We start from the raw sequence: 19,795 nt of genomic DNA on the forward strand, positions 1-19,795 counted from the left end.
CTTTCTACTTCCATTATATCGCGAGCTGGCCGTAAATTATAGACTACTCTTTCTATGGACCCTGATCTATACTGTTATATACAAGTCTAAACCCGGAGAGGTGTATCCATTTGAATGGGAAAAAAGATGTCTTAGACCCTGGTCCCTTCTTTCACGGTACAAAAGCCGAACTAAAAATTGGAGAGCTGTTAAAACCGCAATACCGCTCCAATTACCAGGACAAGAAATCGAACTACATTTATTTTACGGCCTCGCTGGAAGCTGCCAAATGGGGCGCTGAATTAGCCTCCTCTTCATCTCAGGAAAGAATCTACATGGTAGAACCAGTAGGCGATTTTGAAAATGACCCGAACGTAACGGACAAAAAATTCCCTGGTAATCCTACACGCTCTTACAGGTCGAAATCACCTTTGAAAATTGTAGCTGAGCTAGGTTCATGGGAAAGACATTCTGAGGAAGAAATCAATCACATGGTTACCTCTATTCATGAGTTACGTGCACAAGGAAAGGCTGTCATAGACGATTAATCCTTGCCCCAATACCACTAAGAAAGCTCTGACCCTTAATGGATCAGAGCTTTCTTTTTTATTACAACAGCAACAGCGTCAGTCCCGGCGCAATAATCGAGACAATCACCGCACTCAGGATCATTGCTACCGTACTGATCGAGCCTTCCAGCGTATCCCGTTCCATCGAAGCCGCCGTGCCGATCGCGTGGGAAGCACTGCCCATCCCGACACCCCGGCCAATCCGGTGGGTCAGACCGCTGTAACGCATGACGACGGGATGAATCAGCATCCCGCCGATCCCGGCGATCATCACGAATACGGCGGTGAGCGGCATTACGCCGCCAGTGGACTCGGAGATTGACATCGCAACAGGTGTCGTGACCGATTTAGGCACGATCGAATGGATAATCTGGCTGCTGAAGCCGGCCCATTTACTAAGCAAGAGACCAGAGCTGATGCCGACCACCGCTCCGATTGTGGTCCCCGTCATGATGGGCACAAGCATCTTTCTCAGAATCTCCCGGTGCTGATAGAGCGGGTAAGCGAGCGCCACAACCGCCGGACCTAACAGACGATCAATCCATTTCCCGCCTACCATATACGTATCATAAGGAATTTGAAAAAGCAGCAGAAACACGATGATCACAATGGTCGCGACAATGACAGGTGTTGTGTAGATGCGGCGGTGCTTCCGGTAAAGTTGGAGAGACCCGATGTAAGCAGCAATCGTGAACCCGATCATAAATAAAGCCACAAGCGTAGGATTCATGCTTCTTCCCTCCTTTTCACCATCCACTGGGTCACCCGACCAGCCAGCGCCATGACGAGCGCCGTACTGAAGAGACCAATTACAATCAGCAGCACGCCTTTTCCTTGAAATACATACGCATAGCTGATGATGCCTACCGTCGCTGGTATGAAAAAGAAGGGCAGGTGTCTAACCATAAATGAGACTCCTTGTTGCAGAATCCACTCCGGTACCAGTTTTAAAGATAGTAACGTGAACAGGATCAAGAGGCCGATCACACTGCCCGGAATGAACAGATTAAACAGGTTCTGGATCCCTTTGCCTGCTAAATAAATCAAATATAACATGGCAATTTGTATAGGTATGATGATTGCTTTGTCTTTGAACAACTTGAATCCTTCTTTCCATGGAAAATTTTGCAATTTTGTGAGATTGAATATAGAATAACTTAGAATCCATTCTATTTTAAGGGAGAGGGTCCTTTGAAGATTATGAAAAACATAGTTCAAGGGCTTACCCTCGTTTTCCCGTTTATACTAGTGGGATATCTATTATTAACAAGATACACAGACTTACCTTATTCCTCAGGCTTGACCATTCTATCCTTTTTCTTGATGATGATGTTTTTGGGAATCGACTTTTTATTGGAAAAAAGAAAACCCGCTGCCTGGATTTTTATAAGTACAAGTGTACTCATATTGCTTATGATGTTTCTTTACTAAAAAGGCTTCGTCCAGGTTAAAGACGAGGATTTTCTACTAAACTCACCAGATAAGACCTCTTAAGATACCTCCACTATGATAACTTTATTTCTGATGAATTTACAGCATTAAAAAAAGCACCCGACCCTCTGGGAGAGAACAGGTGCAGAACGATCATCATAGAAAACGATTACACGTTTTTCTAACTTCTTTCAGTTGCTCACATCGACCGCTTCGAACGCTTATCGTTATACATTTTCTTATCAACCAACGTGTACAGCTCATCCATTGACATCCCCTCTTGATAAACCTGGTAGCCATAGCTGAAGCTTAAACTTTGCAACAAAGGATCATCACTTTTTTCAAGCAAACGGTGAATGCTGGACACATAAGTATCAATATCCCTGCCGTTCTCTACCAGGACGATAAACTCGTCGCCCCCCAGCCGTGCAGCCAGGGCCTGGTTAGGAAAGGCATCTACAAGGACCCGTCCAAATTCGATTAAGACCTGGTCCCCTTTATAATGGCCATACTCATCGTTAATGTGCTTAAAATCATTCAAATCGATCAGCACAATTCCAAACGCACGCTCCCTTTCGATCAGGTGCTGAAGGTAAGTTTCATAGCTCTGCCGGTTATACAGATTCGTCAGGTAATCCTGCTCGGTCGCAGTCGATTCAAGAAATGTGTACGCCATAAGAACGACAAGCACAATCGATGTCCAGGAAAAATACAACTGCTTATCAAACAGCTGAACGAACATCCCGACAATGGGTAAAGCGAAGAAAATAAGGAAGATCCATTTCACAGGGGAAGAAATTCTGCCGCGGTTACGAACCACCATCACACAAATAGCGATGTATTGACCAATTAGAAGCGCGTTATGTAAGTCTTTATAATCACCGCTTATGTAGTTATGGCTAGAAGGGTCCACATCAAAATAAACAGGATACATAAGGTTCACGAGCAGTATAAACAAAGTGAGAACACTGAGGTGCTGGTAGAACCACCTCCTATAAACACGAGAGGGGTTTCCAAACAGGTGGTAATCGACATAGGAAAGCATTAGACCACCGAGCACCGGGCCGCATAGAAACAGAATAAAATTGGTCGAGTACTCGAGGACATAGGCACCATTGAAGAATTTACCGTCAAAAATCCAGGTCAGCGGTTCAAAGACGATCGCCACAGCCGCAACCACCATAATCATCTTCAACAGACGCTTACTGAAGCTTTTCACTCTGGATTTTGCCCGCATAATGATAAAGAGCACAGCAAGAATCATGATCGCAAAGATATTTACTTGAAATTGCACGACATAGTCCATGTCTCTTCTGCCCCTTATTTGTCATATTTGAGAGCTTGGTGTTCTTCGAATCTATTTCTTACATCTTACTCTAATTCTTTTGTCCTGGTCAAAACATTATTAAGAACAAAAAGGACGACCCTTCCCGTTGAAGACCGCCCTTTTGCTTATTATCTTTTCTTATAACTTTAAAACGAAGAGAAACCGTGGATAAGACATGAATGAAGAACTATTATTTTGTAAAAAAATAGGTCTTTTTACGTTTTCTTTAAACTATGAAAGGGGAAGTTTTATAAACATAGGGAGGAGATCGTGTGGAAGAACTGCTACGGGATTACGGATCAACTGGGACAGTATGGATTTGGCTGGTGGTAGCGATCCTGATTGCGGCGGGAGGCGTAGCTTTATCAATCGCTATTTCGAAGGGCAAGTTTGACTTGCCACGTGTGAAAATCGACCGCCTGCGCTACGGGTCCTGGGCACTCGTGTTCATAGGAGTGTTGATAGCTTTATTTACGCTTGCAGATGGGGAGATCACCTTCTCGCAAAACAATAGGGCATTAGAACAATGGAATGAAGACGGCTACTATGTAGAAAACTACGGAGAAATCGAAGAACGAGACGGAGAAACGATTCAAGTGAAAGAGGGAGCGCAGGAAACGGTCACAGAGAAGAAAGCTGATCATATCCTGACCGGCTGCGACCGGGATGTGTATGCAGAAATAACCAACGGAGATGTATGGATATGTGTTACTGAATAGAAAAAAGGGCGATCCTCTCCGTGAGGATCGCCCTTTCGCTTATTGCTTTTCTTCTAAAAACTCGCGCATATAACGATTGACCGTTTCAGGCTGTTCATGATGCGGAGCATGGCTGACCCCTTCCATACGATGAATCGTTAGGTCACGCACATAGTCTTCCACTCCGTCCAGATTGCTGTTTTCAAAAGCAGGATCCGCATCGCCCCAGATGATCAACGTCGGTGACTCGAACATTTCATAAGGCAGATCCAGCGGCTGTTTCACTTGCTCCTCGAACGGATAGAACGAAGCCGCCCGATAATAATGAAGCATCGATTTCATCGCACCCGGCTGCATCCATGCCTCTATGTACTTCTGCTCATCCTCTTCGGTCAGATACCCCTTCTTCTTACCAGGTTCCGTCATCATCTTTCTCAACCGCTCCGCATTGTTCTCCAGCAGCTTATCGTGCGAGTCCGTACGCTGGAAATAGCCCATATAACTGCTCGCTTCGCGCTGCCCCGGATTCTCCTTCAGTTCACGCCTGAACGTGTACGGATGAGGCGCATCAAACATGATCAGTTTCTTCACATAGTCAGGCTCCGTGTACGCAAGCGTCCACGCAATCGCCCCGCCCCAGTCATGAGCGACTAAAACGCAGTCCTTCTCCCCGAAGGATTCAATCAGCTGCTTCACATCCTCAACCAGCACCGGCATGTCGTAAGAAGAAACCTCTTCAGGCTTATCTGAAAGGTTATACCCTCTCATATCCACCGCGACAACACGATAATCCTTCGAGAATTCTGCGATTTGGTGATGCCAGTTGTACCAGAAGTAAGGGAACCCGTGGAGAAACAGCATGAGCTCGCCTTCTCCTTCTGTGACGTAATGAAGATTGACTTCGTTGACTTTCACATATCCTTCTTGCATGATTCCTACCACCTTTCTTACAAATACTTTCAATATGGTGCCACTGTACTCCTCTCTAATCGTTTAATCAATTAGAAGGTATCTTATTTAGGTAAATTAGTAAAATAACCCAATCGAAAAGCTATATGAATTAGATCAGATGCAGTTCAGTCACGTAATAAAAATGTTTTCGAATCATCATCTCCCCAGTCATTCATAAAGGTTTTTTATTAAAATAACTTTTCTTAATAGATTGCGAATGTTTTAAAAACTATTTTTGTTTTTCTGACGGTCCTAAATGAGAATATATTTAATAATTTACAAGTTAAGAAAATAAAGGATGTAAGGAGGGAATGATGGATGTTGAAAAAACCGAGTAGTATATCCATATTTATAAGCGGGATCTCTTTAGGGATAGCCTTAATTCTTGTACTATCTTATTCGCAGCCGAACCTGCCTACTTTTGCCATTTTCTTGTTCACACTGGTTACAGGTGTTATTGGAATGATCTTTGGAATAGTCGGTCTGTTTAGAGATAAAGGAATGATAAAAAACCTGTAACAGCCGCTATTCCCACAGGCTGTAGCAGGTTTTTTTATTTAGTGGTACGTATGTGTGACCCTAATAATTTTATTTTATGATCCCCAAATATTAATCAAATAAAGCAATTATATCAGATAAGTTTACCGTTGGATCCGGGGTCAACACTCCTCGTTCAATGGCAGAGAGCATACGGTCTTCCTTATCCATTAAGCGATAATAAATGCGTTCATCAAGCGAATTTCGCTCATCTTTCTGACCTTGTAACATCAGAAAGTAATATTGAGTGTAAGCATCTTTCTTTAAACCCAGACGATGGATCCGATCGCGTGATTGGAGAAGGTGTGTCAGGTTAAAGGAATATTCCAAATAAATGGCATCGTGGCAAGTATGATGTAATGAAACTGACTCACCTAATGTATGAGGATTGGTGATCAAAACATCGATTTTACTGTTTAAAAATTCTTCAATAATAGTATTGCGATCTTGCTGCTTAGTTTCACCATAAATAACTTTTGCATTAATGCCTCTTTGATGAAAGTCATGTTTAAGAGATAACATCGTATCAACAAAAATACACCATATTATTGTTTGCTTTTTCTCTTTACACAGTGAGCTTGCTAAGTTAATGGCCTCATGGTATTTTGACGTTTTGGGCAAACTACGAATTAAATTAACTTCTTCCTCTGTAAATTGAATTCTATCTGAATCCACTGAGTTCCAAGGGTTCTCAAGGTTATTGGAATCTTCACCGTACATTTCAACATAATCAATACTGTTTAGTAAAAGTAACGGATTTACAGAAGCTTGAATCAAACGAATGTAGAGATGGAAAACGGAATGTCCATACTTTCGATACAATAAATTAAGAAGCTGTTGTTCTTGTTCATTAGCCATTACGTATAACAATTCATTTTCTCTCGCCGGCGGCACCTGGAGTTGAGCTTTGGTGGTTCGCCAAAAAAACGGATATAATAAATCATTGATTCGTTCAATCATAACTGCATTAGGATTTTTCAATTGATCCTTTCTGAAATTAAAGTACAATCCGTACTCATCATCATATAAGATTTTTAACAAATTATATATATCTTCATACGAATTAGGAATGGGGGTACCAGTTAAAGCATATTTAAGTTTAGCACGTTTGGTGACGGCCATCACCGATTGCGCACGAGAACTTTCAATGCCCTTAATTTTATGTACCTCATCTAAAATAAGCATCGTCCGCTCATCGATTACGCTGCTTAGAACATCCTGGTATTTTTGAACAGATTCATAATTGACTAATATTATATTGCATTTTCCAGCCTCGGTTATAAACTCGGTCGGTGAATATTTATGACTCTGAACATCTAGTACTCGTAGTGTCTTATTTTCTCCAAAGTTTTCGCGAAACTCTTGCTTCCATGCCAAGAATGAGTTTTTTGGACCAATCATGACAATCTTATCAACATTATCAACTTCAGGTGATGTTAAATAAGAAAAAACAAGGTATGCCATGGTGGTTTTCCCAGCCCCGGGCACTGAAAAATTTGAAGCTCTCTGCATTTCATACATATAAAAGCCGCTCCAAAGCTGAACGTCTCGCGGTTGTCTTGCCATAGCCTTTACGGCAATTTCTTTAAACTCTTTAAACCTTTCGGCAATTACCGGATCCAAATCTTCTTGATAATATTTAATCGCTGTTCCATAATCAGCTCGTTCTTTAATATAATATGCCTTTTGTGAGATAAATTGCTGTAGCGCTTCGGTTATAACAATTTCAAATTTTTTTCGTTTGGCGAATTTTGTTAGATGTTTAATAATATCTTGTAAATGAAGATGTGTTAAATTTTTCTCGAAATTTGGGAAACTGCCGTTTATATACGCAAACAACTTCGACTGAAAGATAGACTCCGTTCCTTTGATAGTGTACGAGCTGACATTGTCGTGTACGACTAATTGGTCATCTACATAATCCAAAATAAGCGAATTGGGTGTTAATAGTGTTGAATTCAAAATAAGTTTCCCCTTATCATATTGAACCAATTTTTGTTTAATGATCTCATCAATATCTTTTACAAAGACGTATCCGTCTTTTGATCCGCCTTGCCAGAGCTCTTCAAAATGTGTAATCGCTCGAGTAATCCGCTGTGAATCAAATGGAGCACTTTTCCAAGATGCAGTGACATCAAAAGCTTCATAATTTTTTGTAAGGGCAGCTGCTGTTTCATTATTCGAGCCACTAAAGTAAATAAGGTTTCCATCTACATCCTGACAAATGCCATATTTACTATGAAATAACCCACTATGCGTGAAGCCCATTTTAATATCAATCACACCTTGAGCAATTAAATGGGCGAAGTTTCTAACATTACGTTGTTCTTCTAAGCTAAGTTTTCGAAAATCGCTTGGTAGCTCAGGAATTATTGTTTTTCTTAATGAATAGCCTGCTTTGAGTATTTCGTAGTCCTGAAGGCTAATTTCATGAGATATGATAAAGCGCATTTTTCCATTATGGCTAACCAAACCTTCTATTCCTTTGGCGTAAGCAGCTAATGATTTAAAACTAAAATAGGCACTTACCCGATCGTATTTCACTGTTTTTTCTAGTACAGGTATATAAAAAGCATTTGTAATATTCTCTTCATTTGAAAAATAGGACGGTTGCAAGTTGAGCGCTTTATACACGTAATGCCTCGTCAATTTTCTCCATTTCCTTTTTAAGCTTACTATAATGTGTGAGAAAGTCTTGTTCAGTTTCATCATCCATGTATTTTAACTGGACAAAATCCAGTTTCTCTAAGTCTTTTAGTACTTTGTTCATAATTGAAACAGGCTTTGTTTGTACATCGCTTTGTTTGCCACTTTCTATATACTCTTCCCCTTTTTGAGCGAGGTCTTGTTGTACTTTATCGATCTCCCTACTTACTTCTTTGAGTGTTTCTAAGTCAATTTTGTCGTGCTCGTGAAGCGTATCATAAATATCATCAACATGGTCTTCTATATCATCTAAAAAGTCGTCCTTTTCATCTGAGTCTATAACATGTTTACCTATATCTCGCATATGACGAGACAGGTCATGGGTGTGTAACATTCGACCTGTAAGTGCCAACGTAAATAAGGTATTACGAATGCATAAATATTCTTGAACCTCATGTTTATCGGTCTTATCATCTAAAATATTAATAACATCGATGCCCTTTAGCTGTCGTTCAATGATGTTTAACATATCCTGTAAAATCGTATCAAATTCCCAATCACGGGCAATGTAATACTGCTTTTCGGCATTAATATATTGTAAAAATTGATTCATTAATATCGCTCGCTTAACCATTTTCTTAACATCACTAACATTTTTGTTGACATATTGGCTATACTCTTCAACCGAAAAAAGCTCATTTTCAATAATATCTTGGTAAATATCGACTAAATTATCGATCGGATTATACTCAACTGGTTTCTCTTTACCGTGCTGCAGTTGTAATTCAAGCTTCTTAATATCTTTTTCATCTATGCCTTCTGATTGATCTAATAAGATCGCTTTAAAGAATATGTCAGCATTGCCATCTTCTTTTAATTTGCGAAGTGCTGTAAAACGTCGATTCCCATCAATGATTCGGCCATCATTTAGAATAACGCCCGGCTCAAGTTGGCCGAGTAATTGTATGTTTTTTTTTGTTTTATCCAACGCATTCGGATTAGACTCATATATAAACTGCTCCAATACTTTATTGTAAGCCTCTATATCACCTTTTTTTAATTCATTAGCAGTTGATAAATATTTACTAATATAAGTTGAGATCCGACCATTCTTTTCGTTGTAATGGCAATACTCTAAAGGAATGATTAGCACCTTATGCATTTTTTGTATATTTTTAATTGTGAGAGGACGAGTTTCCTCTGATTTCATAATGGATTGACCAATGAGTTCTTTTAAATTTTGCATGTTTGTTACCCCTTTTTAACTGTAAATGACCTCATAAAAAATCTTTTTATTACGGTAAATCTTATTCATTTCCTTAGAATAATACAATTCTGAATTTTGCAAGGTATAAAGCAGTTTTTCTCTTTTAATATATATTCCAAATTTCTTTTGCAACCTTATTTGTAAGAGATCGAAGTCTAGTGAATCAACATTTTGGTTAAATAACCATTCCAAAACATCTTTTAAAGTAAAATCATGTCTACCCTTAGAAAAAATCGTACACTTTTTCGTGTATAATGCTCGGAGCTCAGGGTGGGTCCAAATTAAGCGTTCATAAAAAATTTCTTCAAACCCATAGTCTTCTAACTCGTGCTCAAAACCTTCATTTTTTAAATAGTAATAAGTGAAATATGGTGTATTAGCAAACTCGAACGCTGCATCACGATAGGCAACTAATTCCTCCTTTGTCACACCTACATTTTCTAGTTTTTCATTTGTAAGATAAACATCCGGCGCGACTTTAACAATTTCTAAATTTTTCTCTAAATTGTATAATGCCGTTAAAAAGTGATTTGTTTTAAAATGTCGTGTTCGAATATTTTTGAAAATATCATCTTTTAGAATAAGTTCAGTAAAGTATTGATCTACTGAAAGGTACTTACGGTGTAGCACGAAAATTCCCTTTAAACTGTAGTTAAGCTTCATTAAGGCTTGATTGTTAATAAATTTCTCCTTAAAATTACTAATCTTCACAGCTCCAAGTGCAATGAACTCTTGAACCGTATAAATATCATCTTTTAATAGCGGGGCAACCATCGCGTACTCTTCCTCACTTACTTTAGTGTACTTCACCTTAATTTCATTATTGTGGATAAAGGGTAAGTAGGCCTCACTGTACAACAAGCTATATAAAGAATCTTTACGTAATCCATAGGTATTTTCGACATAAACTAAAAACTTCTCGATCGAGATCGGTGCTAACTCGTAAAATAAACTTTTCAAAAACTCGTCTTTTTTCGTTTTCACACAAAATTCTGGCATTTTGGTAAAAGTCACACCCTCTACCTCAATGCATTTCTTATATAAGTTGTGCAGCTCATACTCTGAGTTAACGTTTAGCTCAAACATTAAAGCTTCATTTTCTTTAAATAATTTCGACATATGATACACGCCGGGATCTAAATCTAAAAGATCTTTTAAATGGTTAATCACTTCGGGTTCAATTATGGTGGTGTCATAAAACCGGAAACTATTGCTTTTGGTGCGTAGAATCTTTTGCGAACGATCTGGTATCCCTAATCCACTTCGCTCAGTATAAAAAAGGGACGGACTCAACTGATGCTCAGCAATATAGTCGTTCGCTACCTCAATAAATTCCTCGTTACTTACTGCAGTTTGCCCGAAATGATACATAAGATGCTCAAAGAAGGCTACTTTATTATTGTAAGATACAACTTGTTTTTCAAAGTTAATGTAGCAATTAAAATGTTCTAAGATTATTCTCTGCTGTTCTTCTGTTAAGGGGAGCTCTCTTAACGCTTCTATAGCGCTCTTAACACCTCGTTTTAGTCTTACATTTAAAAGTTGATACACTTCCAAAGCTTCTCCGTACACTGCAGAAAACAGGTTTTCATCCCAGTTGTATGTTTCAAATATTTCCTTATAATAAATAAGTTCTTCAAGTTGTGGTAAACGATTAAGCAATTTAGCTTCTCTCTGTCGAATACGTTCACGTGACACACCCAAGCTTACACCAATTTCCTTTAAGGTCTCGCCATTCATACGACGAATCAATATATACTTGTCATTAAAATCTCTCGCTAAAAATAGTTTTATTGTTCTATAGTTTTTAGTGAATCCAAGGCGAGGTGTATAAGTCAAGTATTTTTCAGTAGTTTTTTTCTCTAAAAATTGTTTGATCCTCTGCTTATCAATTTCAATTTTCGGTAATTGAAGTTTGAAACTTAACTCATTACATAGGGAGTCAATAGTTACATAATGACGTGGCGGTAGTTGTTCGCAGATTTGGAATAAATAAAAATTGTACATTTTTGGTGAGATGTCTAATTGAAATAGAGTTTCGCATGAGTTATACGCTTCCATGATCCGTTTAAAAATAGCTTTTTTGTTTTTTCGTCCTATTCGTTCAAAAAAAACATCATATGTCATAGATGCTAGTTGAGGATATGTGATGTCGTTATCTACAAGCAATCGAATATTAGCCGTTGATAAATTTGCAGCGCCCAACTTGTAAACTGATTGTACATACTCTTCAGGAGTTAATGAAGCTAATGCCTCAATTACTTTTTGAGTTATTGCTTTCTTTTTCATTTGCATTTGGGAAACCTTGGTAGAACCCACTAAAAAATCATTGACAACAAACCCATCTCCCACAAGTTTATCAATAATATTTTTTGACAAATTGAATTCTAATAAACAGTAAAACGTACACGGATTAAATAAGTAATGAAACCTACTTCGTTGATGCATATATGTTTCTCCTCGCAAAAATTTCGGAAGTTCTCTAATTCTATTTTTCAAAGTATAGTAATTTTTTAAATAATTCTATCTATTATTATTTTAACTCAATTAACTCTATCCGTCATAAAAATCTTAATAAAACATAAATTAAAAAACCTATAATAATCATTTAATTCACGTATTATTTAAGTAAGAAGTAAATTTGAAGTATGCATCTTTTACATTTTTCCTAACATAACTGAGGAAACAGCATGGCCAATATTACCAATACTTTAGAATAACTTGACTTTCAAAAGCATCACTATTGAATAATACTAAAAAGGTATCTGTTCTCAATTATTGAGTTCAGATACCTTAGTCTATTTATAAAATACAATATAAGGTTTTGACGGATTACTAGTTCATTTCGGAGGCTGTAAATACCCAAGGAACTTCCTTTTTAAAAACCTTTCATATACCATCTACAACCATTAAAAAATTTTTGCGTGGTTAACCATGACTATTCCGCAATGCCCCTAGAAATGGTGCTACAATTCTATCGCCATCGATTTAGGTACCGACAATATTCATTTAAGTCAAAATCTTCATAAAGAAAGCTCATAGAAAATCAACTATTAATTAATGCTTCTCTATTCTTCATCTCTTTAAAATAAGGACTCAAATTCATAAATAAACCTTCTAGATTCTCTTTTTCTATTTGATGCTCGAATAAATACTCGAGTAACTCTTCTTGCCGCGCCTGCCCTAAACTCAATCTATAGAGTTGCATAATTTCCATAAGCCGATTATATTTAACTCCATCCTTACTGAATGGGTAAACAGGCACAATTCTCTCTATTTTTATATCTTGGTTTTCAGGCAGAGACCAGAATGGAACTAATTCAGGAGTTCGTTCGTCTCGTTCTTCTTCATTTGCTTGATTAAACATCTCTTTCCAGATATCAGTTTGAAATGGGAGATTCCCGTATCTTTTAGCGATGTTTTGACGGATAGCAAAACATTTATATCGATTAATTCTTCCTTCTCGTTGCTCAAGATCAACCGGATTTGATGGTAAATTCCAGTGAGCTATTTTTCGGCAATAATAGTGAAAATCTAACCCTTCTTGTCCAACAGATGTAGTTGTCAGTACAAAAGGTCTAAAAGGTGAGTTAAAGGCTAGTCTCACATTCTTTTTCCTTTTATGGGCGGTTTCTTCATTTCGTTGATCAGCAAAGCCAACGGCGTAATTGGTACGTATTCTCATCCCATGTTTTCTGTCATGCTTTCCCTTAACCCGATCTTTAAAACTTTTATAAGTATCCACGTTGTAACTGGCTGTATGAGTATTTAATGCACCAGCCATTAATTGAATGAGCTGTTCAATATTCTCTTCCGTTTCAATAGTTTTAATACCCGCTTCCTCAGCTAACATATGGGCATATTCATCTAACATTGACTGCATATTCCCATCTACACAATAGCTAAGCGCATTTTTCCAGTATGGCACACGAACATCATTTCTCGTTGAGCCATATTCTAACTCCACAACAGATATCGCTTCTTGAGTATTCATCTTATCAATAATTGTTTTTGCCAGATGAACCACATGGGATAAGGAATTACTATCCAAATGACCTAGCATTCGTAAAGCACAGACTCCTGGTGCGGCTAAAGTCATATTGACTAAAACCTCTTTTAAGTCTGCAGGGGGCCTCCCCAGTTCTGGAAAGTCTTCGTCATGATATATGGAACGTAGAGCTTCTAAATGCTTGAGTAAAGCTGCCTTATCTCCTTGCTCTTCTTTTTCCTCATTTAATCCAGAAAGAAGAGCATCATTACTGAACCACTCTCTTGTTACACCCTCCTGCTTATCAAATAAGAGAGGGGCAATATAATACCATCTCTCATCTTCTCTAGATGTCTGCTCAATCTGTGGAAGATTTAATCCATCGAGTGAAATTTGAACCTTTTCCTCTATTTCCGCTTTCAGCTCGCTCAAGCTGAGCCTCCTAGATAGGACATCAGCCGGATTAAAGAGTCGGGATAACGTCACAGATGGATATAGGAGTGTTAGATGGTTCATGTTTGCAGGTTCATTATCCCTCATCGAAAATGACAACCGTGGCTGAGGGAACCGCCTCTGAGAAAAGTACTCCATTCCTTCTCGCTTTTTCCTCTTAGATGTTCGTTTAACAAGTTCTCCTACAGTTAAGCGTTCAGCTTCATATGACACCATCGTTGAGACAGCTCGAGGGACCATCTCCCATGCTGAAAATATGAGAAGCTTAGAGAACTGGTCCATTCCTTTGTAACAGCCGCCAAAATCATAATAAGGTAAAGATGGCGGGATCCATAAAAGTTTTTCAGCATTAGTGGGTAGAGCGATCTCTTTTATTTTGGCAAGTCTAGCATTCTTATCAGGTAACCTCTTGTAATGTTTAATGGCAGACTCATTCATCCATAGATGGGGTACATTTACCTTATTTACTTGGCCAGGGGACTTTTGTAGATATTGAGTAATTTTCTGCTTTAACTTATAGTGCTCCATAAAGGACATTAAGTATGGGGTAGATTTTACATAATCGACAGGAACTTTTTCATTGAGACCTAGATCTTGTAGGACGCGATCGATGAATACAAAGGACAAAACATCTTCTTTAGTTATGTCTAAGGGAATGAGGGATGATTGGATCAGCTCGCTGGCCCCGTCTACCGTCGTTCGCTCCGTACGAGCAATTCCTTTGTATAAACTATCCTCCGCCTCTTGCTTCTTTGCTTGTAAAACAGCCGTATCCATATGTGTATATAAGCGCATGGAGCTAGAGAAATCTTCCCACACGCTTTCAAAGTGTTGTTTATGCTCGGGATGATGTTCAAACAAAAAGCGAGTAACCTGTAGAAATTCTTTATAGTGTTCATCTTCGCCCGCTTCAGCGATTTCTTCTAACGTAGAATATAGTTTATAAGGGGTAGCGGATAACAACAAGATTTTTACTCTTTCTCCATCAGATGCTCTTGGACTGTTAAAAAATTTGTTAGCGAGCAACGCCGTTTCACTTCCGCCCTCGGCATTAACAAGCTCAGGAAATCGTTGAAATTCGTCCATAATAACTAAGTCCGGATCCATGATGTCTACGCTTATCTCAGCCATCATTCTACGCAGTTGGTAGATAACTAGATTAGCGCCCTCAACCCGAATCCCCCTTTCTCCATCATCTTTAATTCGCTGACAGACTTCTTCAATGTCAGTAGTCAGGGAATGACTTTTTTCTAAAAACGAATCGATGGAGTCTAACATCTCTTCTAAATAGGCTCCGTCACTTCGTTCATTTAACTGATCTACCCTTGCAAGATATTCTTCTTTTTTCCACGACCAGCTTTTTGTTGCTGTGTCCATCAACAATACATCTAATTGATTGATTAGCTCTTTAAAACGGTCGTGTCTTTTTAAAACAGCAAAAATCAAAGCCCTTTCTGCTGCACTCCCGCACCCTGATGTCATTGTGAAAGAGGTAGAAGGAGTCAATGGAGTTAACTGGATATATTTATTTTTTAATTCCTCATTATATTCATCTTCAAATATTTTCAAATGTTGCATCGATAACCGAGTATCAGAGGATCCTTCAGGCTCAATACCCTCGTCAATTTTTAACTTATGAATGTTTTGTCTGGCAATACTTTGATTAGAACAGACGTATACCACTTTAAATAAAGGATCCTTCAGAACTTCTTGATGATATCTAGCTATTTTCGCAATAGTTCCTCTAGCAATCATCGTTTTACCAAGACCCACTTCATCCGCAACTAGTACCCGTGAATAATCATTGGTGAGTAAATCATATACCCGCTCTACCGTTGATTTTTGAAAGTCCTTTAATCCAGCTAATATCTCCTCTTCTTTCTGCTGTAAGTCAATCATTTCTTCACCCCCTTTGTTGCATGACTGAATGTCTCATACAATCGGAAAAACTGCTCTGGAATGATGTCATCATGGTCGATCATTTCAATAATGTGATGGATATCCTCCAACTTTTCGGGTGATCGAGCGGCTGCCTTGAGCATATTTTCATATAATATTGGATAATTGCCCGTTTGCGAATTCCAATCTACCGCTGTCATACTCTTTTTTTCCATTTGTTCTAAGGCAGCTAATAGGAAATCGTCCGCTAATAAAAAGGCGACATACTGTAAGAAGGCGACAGGGTTATCAATAATTTTACGATATATAGCCTGTTCACGTTCAGCCGGTATCCCTTGGGTAGGAATTTTTATTATTCGTTCTATGCTCTCCCCATTGGTTTCTGCCTTAACTTTATAAAATTCACCAAGCTCTAGTAGACTTAACTGTTCAATTAACGTTTCTTTTTTCATCTCGCAGACCGCTTTACTTAATAGCGGCCCAATAGTAAACTCCACGTCTTCTGGAAGGGACTCAAAAAAGAGACGGATGGAGTAATTCTCATTGTCTTTATGCACAACGGCTTGGGAATTTGTTCGACAGAGTGTCTTAATCGCCTTTTGCAGCTGATCCTTATGGTCTTCCTCCTTCTCTAGTTCCTCAGGAAGGTGTTCGATTTTTTCGAATGGATTGTCTGCCCCTTTATCCCCAAACAATTCTTCCAGCAAATGATGCAGCTTGAAACCATACTTCTTATACTGCATGCTTAACAAAAATTCAACGTTACCTTGGAAGGCATTGGTCGAACTATTCGCAGATCCCATATAAATACGCTGCTGATTATGCTTTGACCTGGCATAGAACTTGGCATGAATATCCTGAAGCTGCGAGAGATCCACTGCATCACTCTCTTCACTGAAAGCTCCTTCTCCTTCCACAATGGTATCCTTTAACACGTAAACGTCAAAGGCATTAATAAGTTCGTTTGTGAGCTTAGGTAATTCTGATCTTCTAGTAATTAATACTTGGGTTGCCTGCGATAGTGCATTCTCATGTAATTCAGATATAATGGCTTCAGAGAGAAACGGAGATATGATAATTAGATGATGATAGCTTTCAAAGAGCCCGATATCCTCCCCATCATATCCTTCTATACCTAGAGGGTGGAACTCAAAGTCGGGCACATGTTTATCACCTGATTGAAAATGGATATACGGCAGCTCCCTAATCATATCCCTTAAATGCTGCTGCTTTTCATGGTGTGGGGTTTGAGAAACAAGAAATTTCAAGAAATCGATCAAAGGTTGATTCTTGGTCGTAGGCTTTGGCTGTTTTTCCCCTTCCAGTGCAAGCGCCATATCCCAGCTTCGATCGAAGGTAAGGTTTCTAGATAAAACGAGCATACGGTATAAAACGTTACGATCTTTATCCTGATATTTGATCAACCACACTTTCGGATGGAAAGATCGCTCGTTCTCTAAGGCTACTTCAAACACACTATCTTCCATCAGAGCAAACAAGGTGTTTCCCTCTTTAGGAACTTTTATTTGGCCGGCTTCACAAAAAATGGCCAACTGATCAGCCGTCTGACGTAATCCCTCCAACATATAAATAGGATCATCCTGAAACGTCTGGTCCATCTCCTCTGAGAGGCTCAATGCCACAGGAACACCAATTAAAGCTTCTAAATCTAACGAATATGTAGTCCCTGCAGCAAATACAACTTCGTATCCTGCCGGAGGCGTTAATAGATCACTATAATTGAGGCGATCCTTATCGGGCTTAAGCATAATCATCACCCATTCCAGAAAAAATATCCTCGATTAAAATTTTTGAATTTGGAAAACGATATTGAAGTTTTTCCGCTCCAAGCCAAGTCCCCTCTTCATAAGCGTAATATTTAGAGTTATACAACTTCGCACGATCTTTTGACTTCAATTCAATCTCACGCTTTACAAGAAGCTCATCAATCTCTTGCTCATCTCCCGAGACCACCGCTCTTTGCCATTGTTCAAGAAACCTTCTTAATAAAGGATTGTTGATTTTTAAACGAAAAAGAACATCAAGGTAACGGAATGCCGCAAATTCATTTTTAACAAAATCACTATTCTTCCACTCTTCCCATTTCTGGACAGCTCGCTCATTTTCATGATTAGATAGAAGAACGTTGTATCGTATATTCGCACCAGAAATAAATTTGCTGAATTGCTCAGCCAATGTATAGTCTGCTCTTATATTGGAAGGAAGATTGAGCCTCCCAATTTCCTCAAATTTATTTATATTATGTAGTTCCTCCGGATTTTGTTGGAGTAAATAGGAAAAGAGACTATCTTTCGATTTTTGAGATTTCACTATTTTCTCCTTTAGGAATATAGCTTCATTCGAAGTAAGATTCATAGAAAGAGTGTCTTTCCAATCAGAATCAGGCAGCAGGCACTGCCAAAAGGTACTGTTGTATTCGGCAGCTTCAGAATCCACGGCATCTCCTTCTTCATTCCCTAGTGAATAAGCAGACTCCTGTTTCTTCTGAAGAGAGACGACTGCCTTTGCATAGTTTTCTAAAGATAGGTGGTCATGCTTGAATATTTCAAAGGTTTTAAGGCCGTTCCAGTAAATACTAGATGGTTTACGCTTTAGCTTTTTACGAGCACGAGCTCCAATCACACCATCAGCATTCGTTTCAACTAATGTATCTATCAAGTTGATTTCCCTTTCCGCAAGTTCTTCGAGAAATTTCTTATGATCTGAGTATTTCTCCCTTTCCAGTTTCATCATGAGGTAAGGAACAATAAAAAAGTATTTTGCTCGAGTTTGGATGGTGGATGTGCCAGGAAAGAAAATATCTCCAAAACCATCTCGAATCATTCCCGTTCCCAACTCATCTACCGCACCTTTATCTGAAAGTAAATCTAGAACCGCCATGACTTTGTTTCTATGTTCGCTAGAATAATCAATCCAACCAATTTGTAGAGGGGTCACTGTAAGCCTCCTAGAAAATTCTGTTGGTGTTATTTTAAATTACTTGACTGAATCTTGAAAGTTATTTGAAAAATGAGATATCAATAATGGGAGGTTTACCAACACATTTGATATACTTATGGTAGTAAAAGGAGTGTAGAATGATATGGGCGATATAAAATTATTCTCATTACATAACGATAGTGTAAAAGAGTTAGAAGGACAGGCCGTAGCTATTGAAAAATCGTTACAAAAAATCCTGGAAAAGCATTTAGAAAGCTTCTTAGGGGTGCGTTTTCTATCTTCTGAATATAGTACAGGTAGAAAACATGCCGGGAGAATAGATACGTTAGGAATCGATGAAAACCATGCCCCCGTAATCATCGAATATAAACGTTCGGTTAATGAAAATGTGATCAACCAAGGCTTATTTTATTTAGACTGGCTACTCGACCGCAAAGCAGAATTTGAATTAATGGTCATGAAGAAATTTGGAGCAGAGGCCTCAGATAATATTGATTGGAGCAGTCCACGACTTCTCTGTATTGCCGGAGGATTCACGAAATACGATGAGCATGCCGTTCAACAGATTAATCGAAATATTGAACTCTACCAATACAAGCATTATGAAGATGGTTACTTACTTCTTGATTTAGTCAATGCTACCACCACGCAACCCGTACAGATCACAGGCTCCTCACCTTCAAATAGCACAAAACCTAACAAGTATAAAACAGTTAGTGAGTTTATTGAACAAGCTAGTACCGAACTGACCGATCGCTTTGAATTAATCAAAGCTTATATGACAGCGCTTGGCGATGACGTACAAGTCAAAACATTAAAGAACTATATCGCCTTTAAACGTATTAAAAACTTCGCCTGCGTAGAGGTTCATCCTGGTTCAGGAAAGATTCTATTATATCTAAAAGTGAACCCTGAAAAAGTTGAATTAGAACCTGGCTTCAGCCGTGATGTGAAAAATATTGGTCACTATGGGACAGGCGATTTAGAAATTGTCATAACGAAAGACGAGGATATTGAGAAAGCAAAGCATTACATTGATTGGAGTTATGATAATAGTTAATTTAATAAGTGCCTGCCCCACTATTAACT

Annotated in this window: 15 protein-coding genes; 5 read left to right on the plus strand and 10 right to left on the minus strand. The window is 38.6% G+C overall.

Annotated elements, in window-relative coordinates:
* Positions 1 to 110 precede the first annotated feature (110 nt).
* The gene (gene arr / locus HBHAL_RS19595) at positions 111 to 527 is read left to right on the plus strand and encodes an NAD(+)--rifampin ADP-ribosyltransferase (protein WP_014645271.1); all 417 of its coding nucleotides are present in this window, start codon (positions 111 to 113) and stop codon (positions 525 to 527) included.
* A gap of 61 nt (positions 528 to 588) precedes the next feature.
* On the opposite strand, the gene HBHAL_RS19600 is transcribed toward arr, so the two are convergent.
* The gene (locus tag HBHAL_RS19600; RefSeq protein ID WP_014645272.1) at positions 589 to 1,278 is read right to left on the minus strand and encodes an LrgB family protein; all 690 of its coding nucleotides are present in this window, start codon (positions 1,276 to 1,278) and stop codon (positions 589 to 591) included.
* The gene (locus HBHAL_RS19605) at positions 1,275 to 1,646 is read right to left on the minus strand and encodes a CidA/LrgA family protein (RefSeq protein WP_223254239.1); all 372 of its coding nucleotides are present in this window, start codon (positions 1,644 to 1,646) and stop codon (positions 1,275 to 1,277) included. Before HBHAL_RS19605 ends, HBHAL_RS19600 begins: the two co-directional genes overlap by 4 nt.
* 102 nt (positions 1,647 to 1,748) lie before the next feature.
* Here HBHAL_RS19605 and HBHAL_RS21640 point away from each other — a divergent pair, with 102 nt between their 5' ends.
* Positions 1,749 to 1,979, plus strand: a complete 231-nt coding sequence (locus HBHAL_RS21640) for a hypothetical protein (protein ID WP_158512394.1) — start codon at positions 1,749 to 1,751, stop codon at positions 1,977 to 1,979.
* A gap of 199 nt (positions 1,980 to 2,178) precedes the next feature.
* Here the strand turns inward: HBHAL_RS21640 and HBHAL_RS19615 are convergent, their stop codons facing one another.
* On the minus strand, positions 2,179 to 3,285 hold the full coding sequence (locus HBHAL_RS19615) for a GGDEF domain-containing protein (protein WP_014645275.1): 1,107 nt from the start codon (positions 3,283 to 3,285) through the stop codon (positions 2,179 to 2,181).
* Positions 3,286 to 3,578: 293 nt separating this feature from the next.
* On the opposite strand from HBHAL_RS19615, the gene HBHAL_RS19620 reads away from it, so the two are divergent.
* The gene (locus HBHAL_RS19620) at positions 3,579 to 4,025 is read left to right on the plus strand and encodes a hypothetical protein (RefSeq protein WP_014645276.1); all 447 of its coding nucleotides are present in this window, start codon (positions 3,579 to 3,581) and stop codon (positions 4,023 to 4,025) included.
* Positions 4,026 to 4,064: 39 nt separating this feature from the next.
* Here HBHAL_RS19620 and HBHAL_RS19625 read toward each other — a convergent pair whose 3' ends face one another.
* Positions 4,065 to 4,934: an alpha/beta fold hydrolase gene (locus tag HBHAL_RS19625; RefSeq protein WP_014645277.1), complete on the minus strand. Its 870-nt coding sequence runs from the start codon at positions 4,932 to 4,934 to the stop codon at positions 4,065 to 4,067.
* Positions 4,935 to 5,273: 339 nt separating this feature from the next.
* Between HBHAL_RS19625 and HBHAL_RS19630 the strand changes: the two genes are divergently transcribed.
* Positions 5,274 to 5,474 carry a hypothetical protein gene (locus tag HBHAL_RS19630; protein WP_014645278.1) on the plus strand — a complete coding sequence of 67 codons (201 nt, stop codon included), beginning with the start codon at positions 5,274 to 5,276 and terminating at the stop codon, positions 5,472 to 5,474.
* A gap of 90 nt (positions 5,475 to 5,564) precedes the next feature.
* On the opposite strand, the gene HBHAL_RS19635 is transcribed toward HBHAL_RS19630, so the two are convergent.
* From HBHAL_RS19635 to HBHAL_RS19660, 6 genes are all read right to left on the minus strand, one after another.
* Positions 5,565 to 8,126, minus strand: a complete 2,562-nt coding sequence (locus tag HBHAL_RS19635) for an SNF2-related protein (protein ID WP_041601477.1) — start codon at positions 8,124 to 8,126, stop codon at positions 5,565 to 5,567.
* Complete coding sequence (locus tag HBHAL_RS19640) at positions 8,119 to 9,384, minus strand: ParB/RepB/Spo0J family partition protein (protein WP_014645280.1); 1,266 nt, start codon at positions 9,382 to 9,384, stop codon at positions 8,119 to 8,121. Before HBHAL_RS19640 ends, HBHAL_RS19635 begins: the two co-directional genes overlap by 8 nt.
* Positions 9,385 to 9,399: 15 nt before the next feature.
* The gene (locus HBHAL_RS19645) at positions 9,400 to 11,784 is read right to left on the minus strand and encodes a sigma factor-like helix-turn-helix DNA-binding protein (protein WP_223254241.1); all 2,385 of its coding nucleotides are present in this window, start codon (positions 11,782 to 11,784) and stop codon (positions 9,400 to 9,402) included.
* Between the two features lie 667 nt (positions 11,785 to 12,451).
* Complete coding sequence (locus HBHAL_RS19650; RefSeq protein ID WP_014645282.1) at positions 12,452 to 15,745, minus strand: helicase C-terminal domain-containing protein; 3,294 nt, start codon at positions 15,743 to 15,745, stop codon at positions 12,452 to 12,454.
* Entirely contained in the window at positions 15,742 to 17,514 is a 1,773-nt protein-coding gene (locus tag HBHAL_RS19655; protein ID WP_014645283.1) for a phospholipase D family protein, read from the minus strand. Before HBHAL_RS19655 ends, HBHAL_RS19650 begins: the two co-directional genes overlap by 4 nt.
* Positions 17,507 to 18,703, minus strand: a complete 1,197-nt coding sequence (locus tag HBHAL_RS19660; RefSeq protein WP_014645284.1) for a DUF6361 family protein — start codon at positions 18,701 to 18,703, stop codon at positions 17,507 to 17,509. The genes HBHAL_RS19655 and HBHAL_RS19660 overlap by 8 nt, the downstream gene beginning before the upstream one ends.
* Before the next feature lie 145 nt (positions 18,704 to 18,848).
* Between HBHAL_RS19660 and HBHAL_RS19665 the strand changes: the two genes are divergently transcribed.
* Positions 18,849 to 19,766: a DUF5655 domain-containing protein gene (locus HBHAL_RS19665; protein WP_014645285.1), complete on the plus strand. Its 918-nt coding sequence runs from the start codon at positions 18,849 to 18,851 to the stop codon at positions 19,764 to 19,766.
* Positions 19,767 to 19,795 lie beyond the last annotated feature (29 nt).

This window comes from Halobacillus halophilus DSM 2266 (genome assembly GCF_000284515.1).
Classification (GTDB): Bacteria; Bacillota; Bacilli; order Bacillales; family Halobacillaceae; genus Halobacillus; species Halobacillus halophilus.

Excerpts from the sequence above, each read along its gene's own strand:
- HBHAL_RS21640 (WP_158512394.1), top strand. The coding sequence starts at position 1,749 with ATGAAAAACATAGTTCAAGGGCTTACCCTCGTTTTCCCGTTTATACTA.
- HBHAL_RS19655 (WP_014645283.1), bottom strand. The coding sequence starts at position 17,514 with ATGCTTAAGCCCGATAAGGATCGCCTCAATTATAGTGATCTATTAACG.
- HBHAL_RS19630 (WP_014645278.1), top strand. The coding sequence starts at position 5,274 with ATGTTGAAAAAACCGAGTAGTATATCCATATTTATAAGCGGGATCTCT.
- HBHAL_RS19665 (WP_014645285.1), top strand. The coding sequence starts at position 18,849 with ATGGGCGATATAAAATTATTCTCATTACATAACGATAGTGTAAAAGAG.
- HBHAL_RS19625 (WP_014645277.1), bottom strand. The coding sequence starts at position 4,934 with ATGCAAGAAGGATATGTGAAAGTCAACGAAGTCAATCTTCATTACGTC.
- HBHAL_RS19615 (WP_014645275.1), bottom strand. The coding sequence starts at position 3,285 with ATGGACTATGTCGTGCAATTTCAAGTAAATATCTTTGCGATCATGATT.
- HBHAL_RS19640 (WP_014645280.1), bottom strand. The coding sequence starts at position 9,384 with ATGCAAAATTTAAAAGAACTCATTGGTCAATCCATTATGAAATCAGAG.
- HBHAL_RS19650 (WP_014645282.1), bottom strand. The coding sequence starts at position 15,745 with ATGATTGACTTACAGCAGAAAGAAGAGGAGATATTAGCTGGATTAAAG.
- HBHAL_RS19600 (WP_014645272.1), bottom strand. The coding sequence starts at position 1,278 with ATGAATCCTACGCTTGTGGCTTTATTTATGATCGGGTTCACGATTGCT.